General features: G+C 73.4%; 15 protein-coding genes and 2 pseudogenes. 4 read left to right on the forward strand and 13 right to left on the reverse strand.

Features of this window, described 5'->3' with window-relative positions; genetic code table 11:
* Positions 1–14: 14 nt before the first annotated feature.
* Positions 15–635, reverse strand: coding sequence for a class I SAM-dependent methyltransferase (locus ACF1BE_RS23480; RefSeq protein WP_392200971.1), 621 nt, complete (start codon positions 633–635; stop codon positions 15–17).
* Positions 636–773: 138 nt separating this feature from the next.
* Between ACF1BE_RS23480 and ACF1BE_RS23485 the strand changes: the two genes are divergently transcribed.
* Positions 774–908 carry a hypothetical protein gene (locus ACF1BE_RS23485; protein WP_392200972.1) on the forward strand — a complete coding sequence of 45 codons (135 nt, stop codon included), beginning with the start codon at positions 774–776 and terminating at the stop codon, positions 906–908.
* A 399-nt stretch (positions 909–1,307) separates the two neighbouring features.
* On the opposite strand, the gene ACF1BE_RS23490 is transcribed toward ACF1BE_RS23485, so the two are convergent.
* Positions 1,308–2,174 (reverse strand): esterase/lipase family protein, encoded by an 867-nt coding sequence (locus ACF1BE_RS23490; protein ID WP_392200973.1) that lies wholly within the window; start codon positions 2,172–2,174, stop codon positions 1,308–1,310.
* A gap of 183 nt (positions 2,175–2,357) precedes the next feature.
* Positions 2,358–2,784: pseudogene (locus tag ACF1BE_RS23495) on the reverse strand (MarR family transcriptional regulator).
* A gap of 16 nt (positions 2,785–2,800) precedes the next feature.
* Between ACF1BE_RS23495 and ACF1BE_RS23500 the strand changes: the two are divergent.
* Positions 2,801–2,917: pseudogene (locus ACF1BE_RS23500) on the forward strand (cupin domain-containing protein); the annotation flags it as partial.
* Between the two features lie 17 nt (positions 2,918–2,934).
* On the opposite strand, the gene ACF1BE_RS23505 reads toward ACF1BE_RS23500, so the two are convergent.
* From ACF1BE_RS23505 to ACF1BE_RS23540, 8 genes are all read right to left on the reverse strand, one after another.
* Entirely contained in the window at positions 2,935–3,909 is a 975-nt protein-coding gene (locus tag ACF1BE_RS23505) for a hypothetical protein (protein WP_392200974.1), read from the reverse strand.
* Entirely contained in the window at positions 3,906–7,415 is a 3,510-nt protein-coding gene (locus ACF1BE_RS23510; protein ID WP_392200975.1) for a DNA polymerase III subunit alpha, read from the reverse strand. The genes ACF1BE_RS23505 and ACF1BE_RS23510 overlap by 4 nt, the downstream gene beginning before the upstream one ends.
* A gap of 303 nt (positions 7,416–7,718) precedes the next feature.
* Complete coding sequence (locus ACF1BE_RS23515; protein WP_392200976.1) at positions 7,719–8,618, reverse strand: S1 family peptidase; 900 nt, start codon at positions 8,616–8,618, stop codon at positions 7,719–7,721.
* A 221-nt stretch (positions 8,619–8,839) separates the two neighbouring features.
* Entirely contained in the window at positions 8,840–9,622 is a 783-nt protein-coding gene (locus tag ACF1BE_RS23520; protein ID WP_392200977.1) for a DUF1684 domain-containing protein, read from the reverse strand.
* 127 nt (positions 9,623–9,749) lie between these two features.
* Positions 9,750–10,814, reverse strand: a complete 1,065-nt coding sequence (locus ACF1BE_RS23525) for an LLM class flavin-dependent oxidoreductase (protein ID WP_392200978.1) — start codon at positions 10,812–10,814, stop codon at positions 9,750–9,752.
* Positions 10,815–10,950: 136 nt separating this feature from the next.
* A complete protein-coding gene (locus ACF1BE_RS23530) occupies positions 10,951–11,712 on the reverse strand; it encodes an amino acid ABC transporter ATP-binding protein (protein WP_392200979.1) in 762 nt (253 codons plus the stop codon).
* A gap of 31 nt (positions 11,713–11,743) precedes the next feature.
* Entirely contained in the window at positions 11,744–13,501 is a 1,758-nt protein-coding gene (locus ACF1BE_RS23535) for an FAD/NAD(P)-binding protein (protein ID WP_392200980.1), read from the reverse strand.
* Positions 13,498–14,355, reverse strand: coding sequence for an amino acid ABC transporter permease (locus tag ACF1BE_RS23540; protein ID WP_392200981.1), 858 nt, complete (start codon positions 14,353–14,355; stop codon positions 13,498–13,500). Before ACF1BE_RS23540 ends, ACF1BE_RS23535 begins: the two co-directional genes overlap by 4 nt.
* 440 nt (positions 14,356–14,795) lie before the next feature.
* Between ACF1BE_RS23540 and ACF1BE_RS23545 the strand changes: the two genes are divergently transcribed.
* Positions 14,796–15,743: an ABC transporter substrate-binding protein gene (locus tag ACF1BE_RS23545; protein WP_392200982.1), complete on the forward strand. Its 948-nt coding sequence runs from the start codon at positions 14,796–14,798 to the stop codon at positions 15,741–15,743.
* Between the two features lie 509 nt (positions 15,744–16,252).
* Entirely contained in the window at positions 16,253–16,690 is a 438-nt protein-coding gene (locus ACF1BE_RS23550) for a cell division protein SepF (protein WP_356821894.1), read from the forward strand.
* 38 nt (positions 16,691–16,728) lie between these two features.
* Here the strand turns inward: ACF1BE_RS23550 and ACF1BE_RS23555 are convergent, their stop codons facing one another.
* Together ACF1BE_RS23555 and ACF1BE_RS23560 are read right to left on the reverse strand one after the other, a co-directional pair.
* Positions 16,729–17,919, reverse strand: a complete 1,191-nt coding sequence (locus tag ACF1BE_RS23555) for an acyl-CoA dehydrogenase family protein (protein ID WP_392200983.1) — start codon at positions 17,917–17,919, stop codon at positions 16,729–16,731.
* 100 nt (positions 17,920–18,019) lie between these two features.
* Positions 18,020–19,645, reverse strand: coding sequence for an MFS transporter (locus ACF1BE_RS23560; RefSeq protein WP_392200984.1), 1,626 nt, complete (start codon positions 19,643–19,645; stop codon positions 18,020–18,022).
* Positions 19,646–19,722: the final 77 nt, after the last annotated feature.

Here is a 19,722-nt window from a genome sequence, read left to right on the forward strand (position 1 = left end):
CGGCGCCCGCGGTGTCACACCGTCGCGACCACCGTGTACCGCTCGTCGGTCACGGTCTTCCCCCACAGCAGCGCGTCGTCGGACAGTCGCTCCACGCGCACGTCCCCGGCGAGCGGCCGGAGCAGCGCGGTGAGCCGCTCGGCGGGTATCCCGACCGGGGCGACGGTCCCCCACACGCCCTCGGTCAGCACGAACCGGCCCCCGGGCCGCAGCAGGCCCCGCCAGTGCTCCAGGACGCGGGCGGGGTCCGGCAGCGTCCACAGCACGTGCCGTACGAGGACGACGTCGAAGCGGCGCGCGCCGACCGGCGGGCTCGCGGCGTCCCCGCACAGGACCTGTGCGGCGTGCCCGGCGAGCTTGGCGCGGGCCCGCCCGGTCATCGCGGGCGACCGGTCGACGCCCGTCACCCGGTGGCCCTGTTCGGCCGCGAGCAGTGACAGGCTGCCGGTGCCGCAGCCGAGGTCGAGGACGTCGGCGGGGTGCCCGGGCAGCCAGGACCGCAGCCGGGCCGCCCAGGCCGCGCGCACCCCGGGATCACGCAGGCCGTGGTCGGGTTCGTCGTCGAAGGCGGCGGCCTGCGCATCCCAGTCCACTTCCGGGGCAACCGCAACCGTGTGCCGCTTCCTGCTCGTCATGCCCAGAGAGTGACACATGCCACTGACAGTGCGGACGTGACTGCCGCCACTGACATCCCGGCACCGATGAGGAACTCTCCCCCAAAGCGTCTGCCTCCGTGACACCACGGAACCCGGTAGGCACTGAAGGAGGCAGCCATGCGCCGCGTGACCGTGCAGAAGCCCCTGAAGAGAACGGACGGCCGCCGGATCCGCGAGGAGGCGGAGGAGCACCCCGCGGGACGCCCCGAGGTGCGCAGGGACATCGCGCGCACCTGGTGGCCCCAGGCCTGACTGGGCCTCGGGCACCCGCCCGGCCGAACCGGAGCGCGGCCTGCGCCGCGCGCGCCGGGCGCCGGCGGGCATCCCGTCCCGGGCGGCGGCGGTCACCGTGCCCCCGCCGGGGTTCACCCACGCCCGGCAGCCGCGGCCCCGCCGGCCGGTCCGCGCCGCCCGTGCTGTTCGTGCGGCGCCCCGGTCCGGCCGGTGCCGTCCTCCTCAGCGCAGCCTGATCCCTCCCTTAAGCGCACCATAAGGATCTTCTCCGGCCACCCGCGGCGGGCGGTTCCACGGTTTCCTGGGGGCAGCTCTCCGGACGCCCCCACGGGTCCCGGGGAGCGGCCGGCTCGCCACGTTCCGCGGTGCTGTCCGGGGCCTGTCCGGCGGCTCAGGCCGGTCAGGTCCCGGTGGCCGTCAGCTGAACACCGACGCGCAGCTGGTGGCGGTGGCGTGGGCCGGGTCGAGCGCGTTGGCCACCTCGTGGAAGGCGATCCGGTCGAGCAGGCCGATCGCGACGTGTTCGGAGAGGTCGAGCGGGCACAGGTCCTGGAGCAGGACGTTGTGGACGTCCGGGCCGGTCAGGTACTGGCTGCGCCAGGGGGTGACGACCTCGTCGTTGCGGGTGGCGATGACCGTGTAGTGCACTCCGGGGACGGTGTCGCCGCCCGCGTTGAGCCTGGTGAGGAACGCGGAGCCGGTGATCTGGTCGGCGAGGCCGGGGGTGGTGGCCCTGAGCAGGTCCTCGGCTCCGGGGAAGTACGGCAGCAGCCGGGTGAGGCCGCCGAGGTTCGTGCCGTGGTTGTCGGGGGCGATGCCGACGAGCGCGTTCACCTTGTCCGCACCGCCCAGGAACCTCAGGTAGTAGCGGGGCATCATGCCGCCCTGCGAGTGACCGACCAGGTCGGCCTTGGCGGTGCCGGTCGCGGCGAGCACCCGGTCGACGAAGGCGGCCAGCTGCCCGGCGGACTCGTCTATGGGGCCGAGGCCGTGGAAGAGGGGGACGCCGGGGAGCTGACCGTAGTCCAGGGAGTAGACGCAGTATCCGCGGCTTTTCAGGTAGGGGGCGAGGCCGAGCCAGTTGTCGACCGAGTTGCCCAGGGTGCCGTGGACGAGGACGACGGGGCGGGGGTGGGCGGCGGAGGGCTTGCAGGTGTAGTCGTTCCAGCCCGCGCTCGGGGCGGCGGTGTCCGAGGCGCTGGCGGTGGCGGCGGGTACGGCGGCGACGGCGGCGGTCAGGAGGAGGGCTGCGAGGGGTCTGAGCGCTCGCTTCCAGGGCAGCATCGTGGGATCTCCTTGCGGCTCAAGGGAGGTGCACGGCCTCAACCTGTGATCCGGATCACGGGATGCTGTTCATTCGTCAAGTTACGGGCGGGTAGTGGACGTGTGAAGTTACGCGTCAGTAAAAACTTCCGGCGGTGACCGACGGCTCGGTGGCCCCCGGCTCGCCGGCGGGCTGACGTCTCGTCACCAGGCGGGCCCGACCGGGCCACCGGGGCGATGCGCGCCACCCGGTCCCGCAGCAGGCGGAGTTCACCCTCGCCCAGCAGTTCGCCCCATCGCCCCACCACCTCGGCGGCCGCCTCCTCCGCGGCCCGGGTGCACGCCCGTCCGCGCTCGGTCAGCACGATCAGCCGCGCCCGCGTGTCCCCGGGATGCGGCGCCGCTCCGCGTACCCCTTGCGTACGATCTCGTCCACCAGCTGACTCGCCGCCTGCTCGGTCACCCCGAGACGCGCGGCGAGGTCGGTGGCGGTGGCCCCGCCCGGCGCGAGCCGCGCGAAGGCGAAGCCGTGGACGGGCCGCAGATCCGTGAAGCCGCGGGCCGCCACCCCGTCCTGGATGCGTTGCGTGAGGTCACCCGCCACGGCGAGCAGGGCGGCGGACAGGGCCATGGCGTCGGAGTTCTGGACGGAGGCCCTGGAGAACCCGGCCGAGCACACCGCGATCTCCTGGGTCACCGCCCCCGTCGGCCTGGCGGCGGAGCTGGCCGACGGTACGCGCCTCACCCCGCCGTGGGCCAACTGACGCCCGGGGCGAGGGAGTCAGGCGGCCAGCCGCCCCGGCATCACCGCCCGCGGCCCGAACTTCGCCCGCGCGCGGTCCGCGACCTCCTCGATGCGGCGGACCTTCTCGTCCACGGGATCGAAGGTGAGCTGGTGGGAGGCCTGTTCGGCGGCCCCCAGGTCCTCCGCGCGCAGGGCGATCGCACGGACCCGGGCCCGCTGGAGGCCCAGGGACTCGTACATGCCGTAGGCCGTCCTCGTCAGGGCCGCCGAGTGCGCGGTCGGTTCCTTCAGGGTCCGGCTGCGGGTGGTCGAGGAGCGGTCGGCGTAGCGCACGGTGAGGGTCAGGGTGCGGCAGACCTTCTCCAGCGCGCGCAGCCGGGCGCCCAGCTCCTCGGCCGCCGAGAGCAGGGCGCTGCGATGACGGTCGGGGTCCAGCTCGTCCAGCGGGAAGGGGCGTTCGGTGGCCAGGGAGCGGGAGACGGCGTTCGGGACGACCCGGCCGCGGTCGACGCCGGCCGCCTTCTCGCGCAGTTCCCGGCCCGCCTTCGCGCCGATCAGCCGCTGGAGCGTGGACAGCGGCGCGGCGGCGACCCGGCCCAGGGTGTCCAGGCCGTACTCGTCCAGGATGCGGGTGGTCGCCGTGCCGACGCCGGGCAGCGCGGACACCGGGCGGTCCGCGAGGAACCCGGCGATGCCGTCGGGGTCCTCGGGCACCGCGCGGGTCACCCCCGGCCGGGCGTCGCGCAGCGCCACGCGGGCCAGCATCGGGCCCGGCCCGGCACCGATCACGCAGTCGACGCCGTACCGCGCGAGGGCGCGCACCCGGATCACCGAGGCCAGCTCCACCGCGCTGCGCCCGAAGTACCGCTCGGCGCCGCGCAGATCGGCCAGCGCCCCGTCCGGGGGCAGCGCCTCCACGACGGGCGTGAACTCCTCCAGCAGTCCGAGCAGTTCGGGCAGGGCCGCCTCGTACACCGGCGGCAGCTGGAAACGTACGCAGAGAATGGTCATCCCGCACTCCCCGGACTCTGGTGCCACAGTTTCCTTCCCACCGCGGGCCCTTCGCCCGCGGGGCGCAGATCGGCCCAGGGGTGCATCTCGTACCCCGTGGGCAGGCGGATCCGCCGCCGGTCCATCGCGTCCTGGGCCGCGGAACCCGCCGGGGCCGGCAGTCCGTCCGAACCGGCGAGCCGGGCCCGGGCCGGCCCGCCGCCGTCCCCCGCCGGGGATCCCGCCGGGGATCCGTCGCCGGTGCGGGGGTCGGCCAGCCGGGCGGCGACCCCGTCGAGTCCCTCCTCGTGGCGTACGTCCACCAGTTCGGCGAGGTTCCAGGCGGCGGAGCCCACCACACTGAGGCTCCGCGGGCCGCGCCGCTGCACCACTCCGCGCACCAGCAGCAGCCAGGAGTGGAAGACGGTGTGGGCGCACGTGTCGTGCGAGTCGTCGAAGAACGCGAGGTCGACCAGTCCCGTGCCGTCGTCCAGCGTGGAGAAGATGACCCGCTTGCCGGAGCGGATCGGCGGGGTCTGGGTGGCCGCCTTGGCGCCCGCGACCAGCACGGTCTCGCCGTGCCGCGCCTCGCGCAGCCGGCGCGCGGAGACCACGCCCAGCTCGTCGAGGAACTCCCGGTGGTCGTCCATCAGATTGCGTGAGGCGTCCATGGACAGCACACCCAGCTCGGCGCTGAGCCGCTCGGCCGGGGTCAGGTCCGGCAGGCCGGCCGGCGCGGTCTTCCTGCCTCCCGCGAGCGGGAGCTGGCCGCCGCCACCGCCCCGGGCGCCCCGGTGCAGCTCGGTGAGGTGCAGTTGCAGGTCACGCCGGTTGGCGCCGAAGGCGTCCAGCGCCCCGACCTGGGCGAGCCGTCCCGCCAGCGGCCTGCTGGGCCGGGCCCGCTCCCAGAAGTCCAGCAGGGAGGCGTACGGCTGGCCGTCCTCGATCCGCTTCGCCTCGGCCTCGCTGATGCCGTGCACGTCGGAGAGGGCGAGGCGCAGCCCCCACACCGCCGGAGATTCAGACACCAGTTCGATCTTATGAGCGACTCCGGAGACGTTCACGTCCAGCGGCAGGACCGGCACCCCGCGCCGGCGGGCGTCCGCCAGCAGCAGCCGCTTCGGGTACATCCCGGGGTCGTGCGTGAGCAGCCCGGCGTAGAAGGCGGCCGGGTGGTGCGCCTTCAGCCAGGCCGACTGGTAGGTGGGTACGGCGAAGGCGACCGCGTGCGCCTTGCAGAAGCCGTACGACCCGAAGGCCTCTACGGTCCCCCAGGTCTGCTGAATCGTTTCTGCGCTGTACCCCCTGGCCGCGGCCCGCCGGGCGAACCACACCCCGATCCGCGCCTGCGACTCCGGATCGGACAGCCCGCGCCGCATCCGGTCGGCCTCGCCCCGGCCGCAGCCGGTCATGACGGCGATGATGTCGATGATCTGCTCGTGGAAGACGACGACCCCGTACGTCCCCTTCAGCGCCTCCTCCAGGTCCGGGTGCGGACAGCGCACCGGCGTCCGCCCGTGCCGGGCCTCGATGAACGGCCGCACCATGTCGGCGGCGACCGGCCCGGGCCGGAACAGCGAGATGTCGACCACCAGGTCGTGGAAGGTGGCGGGCTGCAACCGCCCCACCAGGTCCCGCTGCCCCGGCGACTCGATCTGGAAGCATCCGAGGGTCTCGGTGGACCGGATCAGCCGGTACGTCTCCGGATCATCCGGCGGCACCGCGTCCAGGTCGATCCGCTCCCCGCTCGCCCGCCGCACCTCGGCGACCGCGTGCGCCATCGCCGACTGCATCCGCACACCCAGCACGTCCAGCTTGAGCAGCCCGAGGTCCTCCACGTCCTCCTTGTCGAACTGCGACATGGGCAGCCCCTCGCCGCTGGTCGGCACCACCGGCGTACGGGCGAGCAGGGAAGCGTCGGACAGGAGCACCCCGCACGGATGCATGGCGATCCCGCGCGGCAGGGCGTCGAGAGCCTCCACCAGCTCCCACAGCCTGCCGAACCTCTCCTTCTCCCCCGCCAGCCGCCGCAGCTCGGGCAGCTCCGCCAGGGCGGCCCGGGCGTCCCGGGCGCGGATGTGCGGAAAGGACTTGGCGATCCGGTCGATCTCGGCCGGGTCCATGGACAGCGCGGCACCCACGTCCCGGATCGCGTGCCGGACCCGGTAGGTCTCCGGCATGGAGACGGTCGCGACCCGCTCCGCACCGAACCGGCCGATGATCGCCCGGTAGACCTCCAGCCGCCGCGCGGACTCCACGTCGATGTCGATGTCGGGCAGCACGACGCGCTCCCTGGACAGGAAGCGCTCCATCAGCAGCCCGTGCCCCACCGGGTCGGCATGCGCGATCCCGAGCAGGTGGTTGACGAGCGACCCGGCGCCCGAGCCCCGCGCGGCCACCCGGATCCCCATCTCCCGGACGTCGTCGACCACCTGGGCGACCGTCAGGAAGTAGGAGGCGAAGCCGTGGTGGGCGATGATGTCCAGCTCGTGGTGCATCCGCTCCCAGTAGGCTCGCCGGCCGCCGTACCCGAGCCGCAGCATCCCCGCCGTCGCCCGCGAGGCGAGCGTCCGCTGCGCGGTGCGCAGGCCGGCGCCGACGAGGTGCGGCTCGGGAAAGTGGACGGTGCCGATCCCGAGGCCGTCCTCGGGGTCGACCCGGCACTCGGCGGCCGTGGCCCGGGTCTGCTCCAGCAGCCGGTGGGCGGTGTCCCGGCGGAACCCGGCGGCCTCCACGACCCGCTCGGCGACCCGCAGCATGTCCTGCGGGTCCTTCAGCCAGGCCTCGCCGGAGTCCAGCTCGCGCCGGGGGTCGACCGGCACCAGCCGGCGCGCGGCGTCCAGCACGTCGGCGACCGGCCCCTGGCCGGGATCGGCGTACCGGACGGCGTTGCTGAGCACCGGCCGGATCCCCTGCTCGGCGGCGAAGCCGACGGTACGGGCGGCGAGCCGCAGGGAACCGGTTCCTGTACCGGTGCGGCCGTGCCAGACGGCCTCCAGCCGCAGCGCGTCGCCGTAGACCTCGCGCCACGGGGCCAGCAGCGCCGCCGCCCGGTCGGGCCGCCCGGCGGCCAGCGCGCGTCCCACGTCCGATCCCGGACCGAGCAGCACCACCAGGCCGTCCCCCTGGTGCGCGGACCAGGGAAGCAGCGGCGTGCCCCCGCCGGCGTGCGCCTGCGTGACGAGCCGGCACAGGCCGCTCCAGCCACGGGCACCGTCCCGGGCGAGGAAGGTCGCCCGGGGCGCCGACTCGTCCACGAAGGCACCGCCGCGCACCGGGGTGCGCCGCCGGTCCAGCCGTACGTCCCCTCCCGTCTCCACCGCCAGGTCCACGCCGAACAGCGGACGGATGCCCGCACCGGCGCAGGCCTTGGCGAAGCGCACCGTGCCGGCGAGGGTGTCGCGGTCGGTCAGGGCGAGGGCGTCCATGCCCCGCTCCGCGGCACGCCCGGCCAGCCGCTCCGGGTGGGACGCCCCGTATCTCAGGGAGAACCCGGAGACGGTGTGCAGATGCGCGAAGCCCGGCACGCACACCTCCCGCACTCGTGAGCCCCGAACGGCTCTCGAACATCAGTTCCCAACTCTCTCACCCCACCATACCCCCATTCTCGAACGTATGTACGACACCTGTTCGGGCCCCTCCCACCTGCGCAAACGCCGCCCCGACGGACCGCGAGAACATGACAGGAGCAGCCCGGGGAGCCCCGTCGGCCGTCGGCGGATCCCCACCGCGGCCGCCACGGCGGACCGGGTGCGGGCGAGGCGAAGCCCCCGCTCGCGCTCGCGCTCGCCAGCGGGGGCTCATGTCACCGGAGCGGGCCCCGGCGACCGTCAGGGCAGGGTGACCCCGTAGTAGCTCAGCGCCTCGGTGACCGGCTGGAAGAAGGTCGTACCGCCGGAGGAGCAGTTGCCGCTGCCGCCGGAGGTCAGACCGTAGGCCACGCTGCCCCCGTAGAGCGGTCCGCCGCTGTCGCCGCCCTCGGCGCAGACGGTGGTCTGGATCAGCCCGGAGACGACGTCACCGCTGCCGTAGTTGACCGTGGCGTTCAGCGCCGTGACCCGGCCGCTGTGGGTGCCGGTGGTGGAGCCGCGCCGGTAGACGGTCGTCCCCACGGACGGGGTGGCCGCGCTGCTGATGGTCTGGCTGCCCACCGCGCTCGGGTGCGCCACCGAGGAGTTGGTGTAGCGCACCAGTGCGAAGTCGTTGCCCGGGAAGCTGTAGCCGACGTTGGTGCCGAGCACCGTGGTCTTGCTGGAGTTGCTGTACCAGGTGGAGGCGACCTCGCCGCAGTGTCCGGCGGTCAGGAAGTAGTACGTGCTGCCGCTGTGCACGTTGAAGCCGAGCGAACAGCGGTAGGAGCCGCCGTAGATGGCGTCGCCGCCGGTGATCAGCTTCTTGAACTGGCCGGGGGTGTGCTTGATGGTGAGCGCGCCCGCGTTGGCGCCGGCCTGCTGCTTGATCCTGGCGATCTCGGCCGGGGACACCGTGCTGTCGACGGTGACGACGACGCGGTGGGTCCTGCCGTCGACCGCCCAGGCCGTACCGGGGATGTCGGCCGCGCGGACGGAGTCGCTCGCACTGGTCAGCTCGGTGGCGCTGAACGTGTGGGGGTCGCTGGCGTGGGCGGTGGGGGCCGCGAACGCCGCTGCGGCCAGGAAGCCGGTGGCCACGGCGGTCAGCCGGGTCCGTCTCGTGGCACCGTTGCGGGGAGTGATGCGCTTGATCCTCACTTGTCGTTCCCTCCAAGGGAAGTCAGGGGGCCCGCGTGGGGTCGGGGCCCGTGAGGCGCAGCCAGGGAACCGACCGGATTCGAATACGCATGCCCCTGACAAGCGCTGGGGGGAGTATTCGGCCGAACGGCCGGTCGGCACAAGGGTGCCTTTCGGCCGTCACCCCCGAACCACTCGAAAGCATCAAGGCGCCCCGCACCGGCCCCGGTCGCGCACCCCGGTCAGCCCACCCGGCGCTCCCCCGCCGGAACCGCCACGTCCAGCGTGTTCCCGGGGGCCGGGAAGGGGCAGAGGAAGTGGTCGGCGAAGGCGCACGGCGGGAGCTGGGCGCGGTTGAAGTCGACGGTCGTGCGCCCCTCGGCGTCCGGCGCCCCGGCGAACAGGAAGCGGAACCGGAAGCTCGTGTCGCCGCTGGTGGCGTCGGCGAACACCGCCCACAGCGCCCCGTCCGCCTGCCGCGCGACCTTCAGGGTCCGCTCCCGCCCGGCCAGGGCGAAGCGCAGTTCCCCGGCGAGGTCGAACCCACGTTCACGGCCGTCGGCGTTGCCGACCCGTACGGTGCGCGTGGTGTCGTACGGCGTGAACCGCGCCGGCACCGCCCAGTCCGGGTCGTAGGGGCCGGCCTCGATGCCCGGGAAGGTGCGGCGGGCCTCGGCGCCGGGGTCGTAGACCCGTACCCCCCAGACTCCCTCGCGGACCAGGACGACCAGTCGCTTCTCGCCCAGCGCGACCCGCGCCCCGGACTCCGGGCCGCGGTCGGCGGCCGGCCGGGCCGTCCCCACGAGGGGCCGGCCGTCCAGGGTGAGGCCGTCGGCATCACCGGCGGTGAGCACCACCCCGTCCTCTTCGGCCACCCAGGTCCCGGGAATGTCCGGAAGTCGACCCTCCGGATAGTCCTCGATCCAGTGGGTCGCGGTCAGCGCGAGCGGTCCGTAGGGCGCCGTGACCGCCTGCAGGCGCTTCTCGTGCCACTGCTTCCAGGCGTCGGGTGCGTCCGTCGTCATGCGGTTGTTTCCTCTCCTGTGCGGCCGGCGCTCCCCAGCGGGGTGCGGCGGGCCGGGACGGGGGCGCGGGGTGCACCCCCGGTATCGCGTGCGGAAGGCGTCGCGCTGCGCACCTGTCGCCGTACGGTCACGACGTTCCCCCGGTCACGGCGTACCGGTTGGCGGGCCGGCCCAGGCCCAGGTGCTCGCGCAGGGTGCTGCCCGGGTAGAAGGTGCGGAACAGGCCGCGGTGCTGGAGCAGCGCCACCGTGCCGTTGACCAGCCGCTCCAGGTCGCGGCGCGGCTCGACGGGGATCAGGTGGAAGCCCTCGGTGACACCGTCGGCATGCCAGGCGGTCATCAGTTCCGCGAGATCGACCGGCCCGCCCCGGTACAGCGGGCCCCGCGCGGTGGGCCGCGGGCCGCCCCCGCCGTGCCCCGGCTCGGCCGCCCGCTCGCCGTCGCCGAGGTCCACCAGCAGGCTGACCAGGACCCGCAGCGTGTCCGGGTTCCGGCCGGACACGCGGGCCCGCTCCCTCAACAGGTCGCGTACGCCGGCGGCCTGGGCCGGGGCCGTGGCCCGCACCAGGGCCACGTCCGCGTACCGGGCGGCGACCGTGAGAGCGTGGTCGCCGGTGGCGTCGACCACGCGGACGGGGTGGCCCCGCGGCGGCCGGGGCACGGTGGAGGGGCCCCGGCCCGAGAAGGCGGTGCCGGTGAAGTCGGCCCGGTGCGGCCGGTCCCGGTCCAGGGGCCGGCCGGTTGCCGCGTCCCTGATCCCGGCGCCGTCCTCCCCGCCGTCCCACAGCCCGGCCGCCGCGTCGGCGACCTCGACCGCCTCCCGCCACAGCGCCTCCGGCGGCGCCGCGTGCCCGCGGCCGGACAGCCGGGCCTCCCCCTCGGCGTCCGACACGTCGATCCGCAGGCCGGCCCGCCCGCTGCTGACCCGGTCCAGGGCGGCCACGGCGGCCCGCACCCGGCAGAGCTCGGTGCGGGTGGTGGTGACCGCCGGCACCAGCCCGATCCGCCGGGTCGCGGGCGCCAGCCGGGACAGCACGGCGAGCGCGTCGGGACCGGGCCGGGCGGAGGGGTCGTCCAGCGTGACGAAGTCCAGCCCGCCGCTCTCGGCGAGCAGGGCCAGCTCGGCGAAGGTGCCGGCGTCGGGGGTGCCGGGCTGGTCCACGGCGGCGGCGAGGTGCAGCAGACTGCTCATGCCGGGCGCCTTCGCGGTTCCCGTTCCCGCCGCGACGGCGGGCCGCCGCCCGGGCGCGGCCGAGGGTCCGCCCACGCCGTCCGGAGGGCCGGCGAGGTACCGGACGCGCCGTCCCCGGCGACCACGGCCGTCACCCTCACAGCACCTTCGCCAGGAACGTCCGCGTCCGTTCCTCCCGCGGAGCGCCGAGCACCTCCTGCGGCGGTCCCTGCTCGACGATCTTACCGTCGGCCATGAACACCACCGTGTCCGCGACCTCCCGGGCGAACGCGATCTCGTGAGTGACGACGATCATCGTGGTGCCGCGCGCCGCCAGGTCCCTGATGACGTCCAGCACCTCGCCCACCAGTTCGGGATCGAGTGCCGACGTCGGCTCGTCGAACAGCAGCAGTTTCGGCTCCAGCGCCAGTGCCCGCGCGATGGCGACCCGCTGCTGCTGCCCGCCGGACAACTGCCGGGGATAGGCGCCGGCCCTGTCCGCGAGCCCGACCCGCTCCAGCAGCCGGCGCGCGTTCTCCAGCGCCTCCTTCCGGGGCCGCTTCAGCGCGGACACCGGCGCCTCGACGACGTTGTCCAGCACGGTGAGATGCGGGAAGAGGCGGAAGTTCTGGAAGACGAACCCGATCCGGGTGCGCTGGCGGAGCACGTCCCGTTCGGGCAGCTCGTACAGCCTGTCCCCGGCGCGCCGGTAGCCCATCAGCGCGCCGTCCACGCTGATCTCGCCCCGGTCCACCTTCTCCAGATGGTTGATGGTGCGCAGCAGCGTGGACTTGCCGGAGCCGGACGGGCCGAGCACGACGGTGACCTCGCCGGTGCGCACCTGGAGGTCGATGCCCCTGAGCACCTCCAGCGGGCCGAAGCTCTTGTGCACCGACCTGATGTCGACCATGACGGTCATGGCAGGTGAGTTCCTTTTCGAGTCGAGGGGTTCAGGCGGCGAGGCGGCCGGCCAGGTCTCGGAGGAAGGCCAGGGCCGCCCGGGCGGTGGCGTCGTTCTGCCGGAAGGCGGGTCCGCCGGTGCGCGGGCGGGTGAAGGCGCCGGGGGTGCGGGTGTCGGTGTACGGGCCGAGCGCGAAGCGCCGGGGGTGCGGGCGCCCGGCGCCGTCGAGGATCCGGCCGTCGCGGGGATCGACCCGGAGCAGCCCGTCGGGGGTCGTGGCGGCACCGTCGGCGTGCAGCTCGCGCAGCAGGCCGTCCCGGGCCCGCCCGACGGTGGGCTCGGGCAGCCGCGCCTCGACCAGCGCCCGGGCCTCGACGGAGAACCCGGGCACGGTGGCGGCGGCGGCCCGGAAGACCCCGTCCTCGGCGGTGACGGTCATGCCGGCGCCGACGAACCTCAGCAGCCCGGCCCGGGACAGCGCGAGCATCTGCCTCAGCCGCGGGCCGGGCGGCCCGGACGCCAGGTAGCTGAAGAACCCGTGCCACCAGGGCCCGATGTCCCCGAGCCGCACGAGCTGCCCGTAGACGGAGAGCAGCCCGAGGAAGACGCCCAGGTCCGCGCTGTGCGCGGGGTTGTGGCGCCGGTCCAGGTCGGCTTCGACATAGTCCCTGAGCCCCGCCTGGAAGTCCTCGTGCGAGGCGTACCGGACGCCGTCCAGCGGATTGTCGAGCGCGGCGAGGTCGAGCCGGTCGGCCGGGTCCGGTACGGCCGCGGCGACCAGCGCCCGGATCTCGGCGGGGTCGCCGGCCTCCGCGTACCTCTCCTCGAAGTCGGCCCAGGCCATCGCCGTACGCCCGGGGTGGGCGGTGAACAGCCGGTGGTAGTGGGCGAAGCCCAGCTCCTTCTCGGCCAGGGGCCACACATCGCGCCGGAAGTCGAAGCCGCCGGGCCGGGCCAGCAGTTCCGCCACCTCGGCGGGACCCAGGAAGCGGGGCAGCGGAGGACGGTCGCCGGTCCAGTCGTAGCCGATCTTGGAGTGGTACGGCACTCCGCGCCGTGAGCCGACGTACAGCACCGGCTCCCGCCCCGAGGGGAGGTACGTCCCCCCCTCGTACCGTCCGCCCCGCCCCTCGGTGAGCAGCACCATCAGGTCGACGAAGGCCAGGCCGAACCCGCGGACGAGGACGGGTTCGCCGGGTGCGAGCGGCGAGAGGTCGCTGTCGGCGGTGAAGTCGGGCGGCAGGTGCACCAGGCCGTGCTCGCGGGCGTACTGCGCCAACCGGGCCTGTTCTTCGTCCGGTTCGGTGTCCAGGTGGCCGAGGGTGAGGATCACCAGGTCGGCGAGGAGGGGGTGCGGGAGGCCCTCCAGCCACACCTGCTGGCGGCCCTCGCGCGGCCCGCCGACCCGCAGGGCACGCCGGGGGTGGTGGTACACGGAGACACCGGCGGGGAGGGCGGCGAGGGCCCGCTCGTACACCCAGCGCAGATAGCGGCCCTGGACCTGGCGGCCGGCGAAGACACGGCCGTCCAGCCGGGCCCACTCGTGCAGGGTGGGGCCCTCGCGCACCGGGCCGTCCATCGCCACCGTCTCGTCGGTGAACATGGTGACGTCCTCGGCGTGCGAGTTCATCCACAGCAGCGGCGACTGCTCCTCGCGCCAGATGCGTCCGCCGCCCGGCGGATGGGGGTCGACCAGGTGGATGTCGAGACCCGAACCGATATCCAGGTCGGGTGCGTTGGCGGCGAGACGTTCGAGGATGCCGGTCCCCCGCGGCCCGGCTCCGACGATCACCAGCTGCTGTCTCATCGGGCGCTCTCCGTGCCGCGCGCGTAACGCTTCTCGACGTAGTACTGGCCGACGCCCAGCACCGAGGTGACCACGGCGTACCAGAGAGTGGCGACCATCAGCAGCGGGATCACCTGATAGGTGCGGTGGTAGATCAACTGAGCCGAGAACAACAGGTCGTTGACGGCGATGACGCTGACGATCGAGGTGCCCTTGAGGGTGCCGATCAGCATGTTCCCGGCCGGCGGCACGATGGAACGCATCGCCTGCGGCAGCACGATCCGCCACCAGCGCCGCCACCGGCTCAGGCCGAGGGCGTGGGCCGCCTCGATCTGGCCGTGGTCCACGGAGAGGATCCCGCCGCGGACGACCTCGGCGGCGTAGGCGGCCTCGTGCAGGGTGAGGCCGACGACCGCGACGGCCACCGGGCTGAGCAGGTCGACGGTCCGCACGCCGAACACCCGTGGGTACAGCGCCCCGATGTTGAACCACAGCAGCAGCTGCACCAGGATCGGGATCGACCGGAACAGCCACACGTAGCCCCAGCTGACCGCGCGCAGCACGGGGTTGGCGGACAGCCGGAACGCGGCGAGCAGGGTGCCGAGGGCGAAGCCGAGGATCATCACCACCGCGGTCAGCCACAGCGTGAGCCACAGTCCGCGCAGGACGGAGTCCGAGGTGAAGTAGTCGGCGACGACGTCCCATTGGAACGCCTTGTTGCGCACGACCGAGTTGACGGCCAGGCCGAGCAGGACGAGGACGGCGACGGCGGCGGCCCACTGCCCGTACCGGCGCTGCGGGACGATCCGCGGGACGTCCGCGGGCTCGGGCAGATTCGGGGCAGTGGGCACTTCGGCGAGGGTGTCGGATGACATGCGAGGCTCCGTGACGGGGGGGAGTCCCCCGCTCGGCGTGGCCGGGAGTGGGGGAGAGTCGTCGATCCGGGTGGTGCCTTCACACGGACGCGCCGCGCGGCGCGCTGCGGCCGAGCCCCTCAGCAGGGCCGCACCCCGAGAGTACGGGGGCTTTTCCCTCCGCTGTCAAGGCTGTCCGTACTGTGAGCGGTACGTCTCAACTCGGTTGACGCCGAACCGAATGACTGTTCCACTTGGCCCATGCATCCACAGCAGTGGCTGGTCACCCGCTCCCACATCGACTTCGGTCGCGTGTGGTCCTCCTCCTGTTGAGCTGACCCCCTGCGCGCACCCGCCCTCACGGCGGGCGCACTCGCGTTCCCTCGCTTCTCCCGCCTTCACACGCGCACCCCTCCCCTCGCGTTGTCGCACCCCCCTCGGCTTCAGGAGACCGCTCCCCGATGCGTACGCCCGCCTATCGGCATTTCATACCTTTTGTCAGCATCACTTCGGCTGCTCTGCTCCTCACCGCCTGCGGCTCCGGGTCGGGCGACCCGGGCGGCGCGGACGCCTCCGGAGTGGCGGCCAGGTCCGTCAAGGTGCCCACCACGGACGTCGTCTCCGCCGAGAAGAAGGACGAGGCCGCGGCGAAGCTGCTGCCGGCGGGCACCACCGGCCTCACCGTCGCGGTCAGCGTCGGGGGCACCCCGCCCGGCACCACCTACCTCGCCGACGGCACGACCCTCACCGGGCAGGACGTCGACTTCACCAAGGCGGTCGCCCGGGTGCTGGGCATCAAGCTGACGCTGGAGCAGGCGAGTTTCGAGGCGATCCTGCCGGCCCTGGACAGCGGCAAGTACGACGTCGGCGCGAGCAACTTCGGCGTCACCGACGAGCGGCGCAGGACCATCGACTTCGTCACCTACATCAACGACGGCCAGGGCTTCGCCACCCGCGAGGACAGCGAGCTCTCGAAGATCACGGATCTGAAGCAGCTGTGCGGTCTGAACGTCGCGACCGCCGCCGGCACGACCTTCGAGGCCACGCTGGAGGAGAACAAGCACGTGTGCGCCGACGCGGGCAAGAAGGCCTACCAGGTGCAGACGTACGGGGAGACGAGCGCGATCTGGTCCTCGCTCCAGCAGGGCCGCAGCGACGTCGTGATGTCCACGATCAACGGGCTGCGCTACGCCGTCGCCCACCAGCAGGGCCTGAAGTTCCTCGACGAGTTCCACCGCCTGGACGTCGGCTTCGCGTTCAAGAAGGGCAGCGCGCTGGCCCCGGCCTTCCGGGCAGCGGTGAACAAGCTGCTCGCGGACGGCACCTACGACAAGATCCTCGAGAAGTGGGACACGACGGGCTCCGCGATCGACAGGTCGCGGATCTCCCCTCCGGAACTGAAGAACTAGGGAGGCGGGGCCTTCGGCCCTCCACCGCACCCGAGCCCCTGGCGAAGCCGGCCGAACGGCCCCCGGCCCGCCAGGGGCTCGGCGCGTCCCGGCTCCCCGGTCCCGACTGATCCCCCGTCAGAGCGGATACGAACAGCCCGTCATCACGTATGACGATCCCCGGAACGGGCCGTGGTCACGGCAGGGCGCGGGCCGGGGCACGCGCGCCGGTGCGCCACCCGCATTCCCCACGCGCGATCTGCCGGTTTCGCCCGTAGTGTGGTACGACGTTGGGGTTCACCCATACGCACCGTGCATCACCCGTCCGCCGCGAACCATCATATTTCACTCTCAGTCAGCACCCGTATGAGTCTCGCCCCTTGGGGCACAAGGACTCTCGACGGATCTGCTGTGCACCAGTACCGTCACAAACCCCCCGCGCGGCGTCTATCCACTTGGCGCACCGTCCGCATCATGGATGACCATAGGGATACGGAAAGCAAGAAAGAACGCTGTGAGAGGAGGCGTCCATGGGATCGGTACGCAAGGCGAGTGCGTGGCTCGGCCTCGTCGACGACAACGATGACGAGCGCTACTACGACGACGACTACTCCGAGGGCTCCGAGTCCGGGGACGCCTGGGTCACCGACCCGCGCGTGAAGGTGGCCACGGACACGGCCGACGAGAAGGACCGCAGGATCGGCACGGTCACCCCGGACAGCTTCCGGGACGCCCGTGCCATCGGCGAGCTGTTCCGGGAGGGCGTCCCGGTCATCATGAACCTCACCAACATGGAGCCCGGCGACGCCAAGCGCGTCGTGGACTTCGCGGCGGGGCTCATCTTCGGGCTGCGCGGTTCGATCGACCGTGTCTCCAACCGGGTGTTCCTGCTGACCCCGGCCGACACCGAGATCATCAGCGGTGAGGCGTCCTCGCACCGCTCCGACGGCTTCTTCAACCAGAGCTGAGGCGGGGCCACTGCCGGCCCCGCCCCCCCCGACGGGGCTCACCGGAAGGCGTCGAGCCCGGTGAGCGCCTTGCCCAGCACGAGCTGGTGCATCTCTACGGTGCCCTCGTAGGTGAGCACCGACTCCAGGTTGGTCGCGTGCCGCATCACGGGGTATTCGAGGGAGATCCCGTTGGCACCGAGGATCGTCCGCGCCGTACGGCAGATGTCGATGGCCTCGCGGACGTTGTTGAGCTTGCCGAAGCTGACCTGCTCGGGACGCAGGCGGCCGGCGTCCATCCGCCGCCCCAGATGGTGGGCGAGCAGGATGCCCTTGTGCAGTTCGACCGCCATGTCGGCGAGTTTGGCCTGGGTGAGCTGGAAGCCGCCGATGGGCCGGCCGAACTGCTCCCGCGTCCGCGCGTACTCCACGGCCGCCTCGAAGCTGCTGCGGGCGGCGCCCATCGCGCCCCAGACGATGCCGTAGCGGGCGTGCGAGAGACAGCTGAGCGGTCCGCGCAGGCCGGTGACCTCGGGCAGTACGGCCGTGGCGGGCAGCCGTACGTCGTCGAGGACGAGTTCGCTGGTGACGGAGGCGCGCAGGGACCACTTGTGCCTGATCTCGGGCGCCGAGAAGCCGGGGCTGTCCGTGGGCACGACGAAGCCGCGGATGCCGTCCTGCGTCTGCGCCCACACGACGGCGACCCCGGCCACGGACCCGTTGGTGATCCACATCTTGCGGCCGTTGAGCACCCAGTCCCCGCCGTCCCGCTCGGCGTGGGTGCGCATCGCGGCGGGGTCGGAGCCGTGGTCGGGCTCGGTCAGCCCGAAGCAGCCGATCACCTCGCCGGCGGCCATGCGGGGCAGCCACTGCTGCTTCTGCTCCTCGCTGCCGAACCGGTGGATGGCGTACATGGCGAGGGAGCCCTGCACCGAGACCAGGGAGCGGATGCCCGAGTCGGCCGCCTCCAGCTCCAGACAGGCCAGCCCGTACTGCACGGCGCTCGCGCCCGCGCATCCGTAGCCGGTGAGGGACATGCCGAGCGCGCCGAGCGCGCCCAGCTCACGCGCGAGGTCCCGGATCACGGGCAGCTCGCCCTTCTCGTACCAGTCGGCGACGTACGGCAGCACACGGTCGGCCGCCCAGCCGCGGACGGTGTCCCGGACGGCCAGGTCCTCCGGCTCCAGCAGGTCGTCGATCCCGAGCGGGTCGGCGGGATCGAACGGGGGCAGCTTCGCGGACGCGGACATGGAACACCTTCCGGGACACGGGAACGGAGTAAAACTAGCAGCGCTAGTCACAGCTCTCCGGCCGACGTTACGGTGCGGTGTCCCGCACGTCCAGAGCGGCTCAGGCGGAGACCCGCGGCCGGCCGCCCGCCCCCTCCGCCTCCCGCGGCGCCGGCACCTCGGCCCCCGTTCCGTCCGGCTCCTCGCCGCACTGCATGGTCCGCGGCAGCCGCAGGGCCATCAGCGCGCCCAGCAGCAACAGGCCGGCGCTCACCAGCAGGGTCACATGCAGGCCGTGCACGAACGAGTCCCGCGCCACCCGGCGCAGTGCGGCCCCGGCGGGCCCGCCGAGCCGTTCGGCGACCTGGTAGGCCTCGCCGAGCGAGTGTCCCGCCGCGTCCGACGCGCCCCGCGGCACGCCCGGCACCGACCGCAGCGCCGGGGCGTAGGCCGCGTTCATCACGCTGCCCAGCAGTGCGATGCCGATACCGGCCCCGAGCTGGTACGACGTCTCGCCGATCGCCGCCGCGCCGCCGGCCCGGTCGGCCGGGGCCTCGCTGAGCATCGACTCGTACGCGCCGAACAGCGTGGTCTCCAGCCCGAAGCCCAGCAGCACGAAGCCGGCCAGCAGCAGCGGCGGGTCGTCGGCGCCGCCCATCACCGTCAGGGCCAGCACGGCCGCCGCCGTCAGGCAGAAGCCCGCGGCCACCATCCGGCGCGGCCCGAAGCGGCGCAGCATGCGCGCGCCCGCCAGCCCCGCCGCCATCGCGGCGACGGTCAGGGGCAGCAGCCTGAGGCCGGTCTCCAGCGGCGACAGGCCGAGCACCAGTTGCAGGTACTGGGCGGCGATCAGCTCCAGGCCGACCAGCGCGAGCATGGCCAGCACGATGCAGCCCACCGAGGTGCTGAACGCGGGCCGGCCGAACATACGCAGGTCCACCAGGGGACACGGGAGCCGTCGCTGGCGCCGTACGAAGAGGAGGAGGAGAACCGCACCGGTCAGCAGCGGCAGCGCGGTGAGGGGACTCGCCACCGCCTCCCCGCCGCCGAGCCGCTGCACACCGAGGACGGCGCAGAAGAGGCCGGCCGCCGCCGTCAGCGCGCCGGTCACGTCCCAGGGGCCGTCGCGCTCCCCCCGCGACTCGGGCAGCAGGAGCCGGCCCACCGGGAGGCTGACCAGCATCAGCGGGATGTTGACCAGGAAGACCGCGCCCCACCAGAAGTGCTCCAGCAGGAAGCCGCCGAGCAGCGGTCCGACCGCCGCGCCGACCGCCGCCACCGCGCTCCAGATGCCGATGGCGAGGGCGCGCTCGCGCCGGTCGGGGAAGACCTGGCGGAGGATCGACAGGGTCGCGGGCATGATCATGGCGCCGCCGACGCCGAGCAGCGCGCGGGCCAGGATGAGCATCTCGGCGGTCCCCGAGAACGCGGCCACGGCGGAGGCCACGCCGAAGAGGGCGTAGCCGAGCAGCAGGACCCGTCTGCGGCCGACCCGGTCGCCGAGGGTGCCGAAGAGGATCAGCAGCGCGGCACAGACCAGCGGATAGGCGTCGACGATCCAGAGCAGTTCCACGGCGCCGGGCCGGAGGTCCTCGGTGACGGCGGGGACCGCCACGTGCAGCACGGTGGCGTCGAGGGCGACGAGCAGCAGGCTGGCACAGAGGACGACGAGGACGACCCAGGGGTGGGCATCCGCTCCGGGCGCCCGACGGCGCGGCCCTGCGGCAGCCGTGGTCGTCCCGGACATGTACGTACCTCCCAGAAGATCCCTCGTGTGGGGCGGACCGGCAGGGTGGGGACTCCCTGCCGTACGGCCGGGGAGGA

Source organism: Streptomyces sp. NPDC014991 (assembly GCF_043080665.1).
GTDB lineage: Bacteria > Actinomycetota > Actinomycetes > Streptomycetales > Streptomycetaceae > Streptomyces.

What these genes read in the sequence shown, in the direction of transcription:
- ACF1BE_RS23480 (WP_392200971.1), bottom strand. Translation starts at nt 635, where the DNA reads ATGACGAGCAGGAAGCGGCACACGGTTGCGGTTGCCCCGGAAGTGGAC.
- ACF1BE_RS23485 (WP_392200972.1), top strand. Translation starts at nt 774, where the DNA reads ATGCGCCGCGTGACCGTGCAGAAGCCCCTGAAGAGAACGGACGGCCGC.
- ACF1BE_RS23490 (WP_392200973.1), bottom strand. Translation starts at nt 2,174, where the DNA reads ATGCTGCCCTGGAAGCGAGCGCTCAGACCCCTCGCAGCCCTCCTCCTG.
- ACF1BE_RS23505 (WP_392200974.1), bottom strand. Translation starts at nt 3,909, where the DNA reads ATGACCATTCTCTGCGTACGTTTCCAGCTGCCGCCGGTGTACGAGGCG.
- ACF1BE_RS23520 (WP_392200977.1), bottom strand. Translation starts at nt 9,622, where the DNA reads ATGACGACGGACGCACCCGACGCCTGGAAGCAGTGGCACGAGAAGCGC.
- ACF1BE_RS23525 (WP_392200978.1), bottom strand. Translation starts at nt 10,814, where the DNA reads ATGAGCAGTCTGCTGCACCTCGCCGCCGCCGTGGACCAGCCCGGCACC.
- ACF1BE_RS23530 (WP_392200979.1), bottom strand. Translation starts at nt 11,712, where the DNA reads ATGACCGTCATGGTCGACATCAGGTCGGTGCACAAGAGCTTCGGCCCG.
- ACF1BE_RS23535 (WP_392200980.1), bottom strand. Translation starts at nt 13,501, where the DNA reads ATGAGACAGCAGCTGGTGATCGTCGGAGCCGGGCCGCGGGGGACCGGC.
- ACF1BE_RS23540 (WP_392200981.1), bottom strand. Translation starts at nt 14,355, where the DNA reads ATGTCATCCGACACCCTCGCCGAAGTGCCCACTGCCCCGAATCTGCCC.
- ACF1BE_RS23545 (WP_392200982.1), top strand. Translation starts at nt 14,796, where the DNA reads ATGCGTACGCCCGCCTATCGGCATTTCATACCTTTTGTCAGCATCACT.
- ACF1BE_RS23550 (WP_356821894.1), top strand. Translation starts at nt 16,253, where the DNA reads ATGGGATCGGTACGCAAGGCGAGTGCGTGGCTCGGCCTCGTCGACGAC.
- ACF1BE_RS23555 (WP_392200983.1), bottom strand. Translation starts at nt 17,919, where the DNA reads ATGTCCGCGTCCGCGAAGCTGCCCCCGTTCGATCCCGCCGACCCGCTC.
- ACF1BE_RS23560 (WP_392200984.1), bottom strand. Translation starts at nt 19,645, where the DNA reads ATGTCCGGGACGACCACGGCTGCCGCAGGGCCGCGCCGTCGGGCGCCC.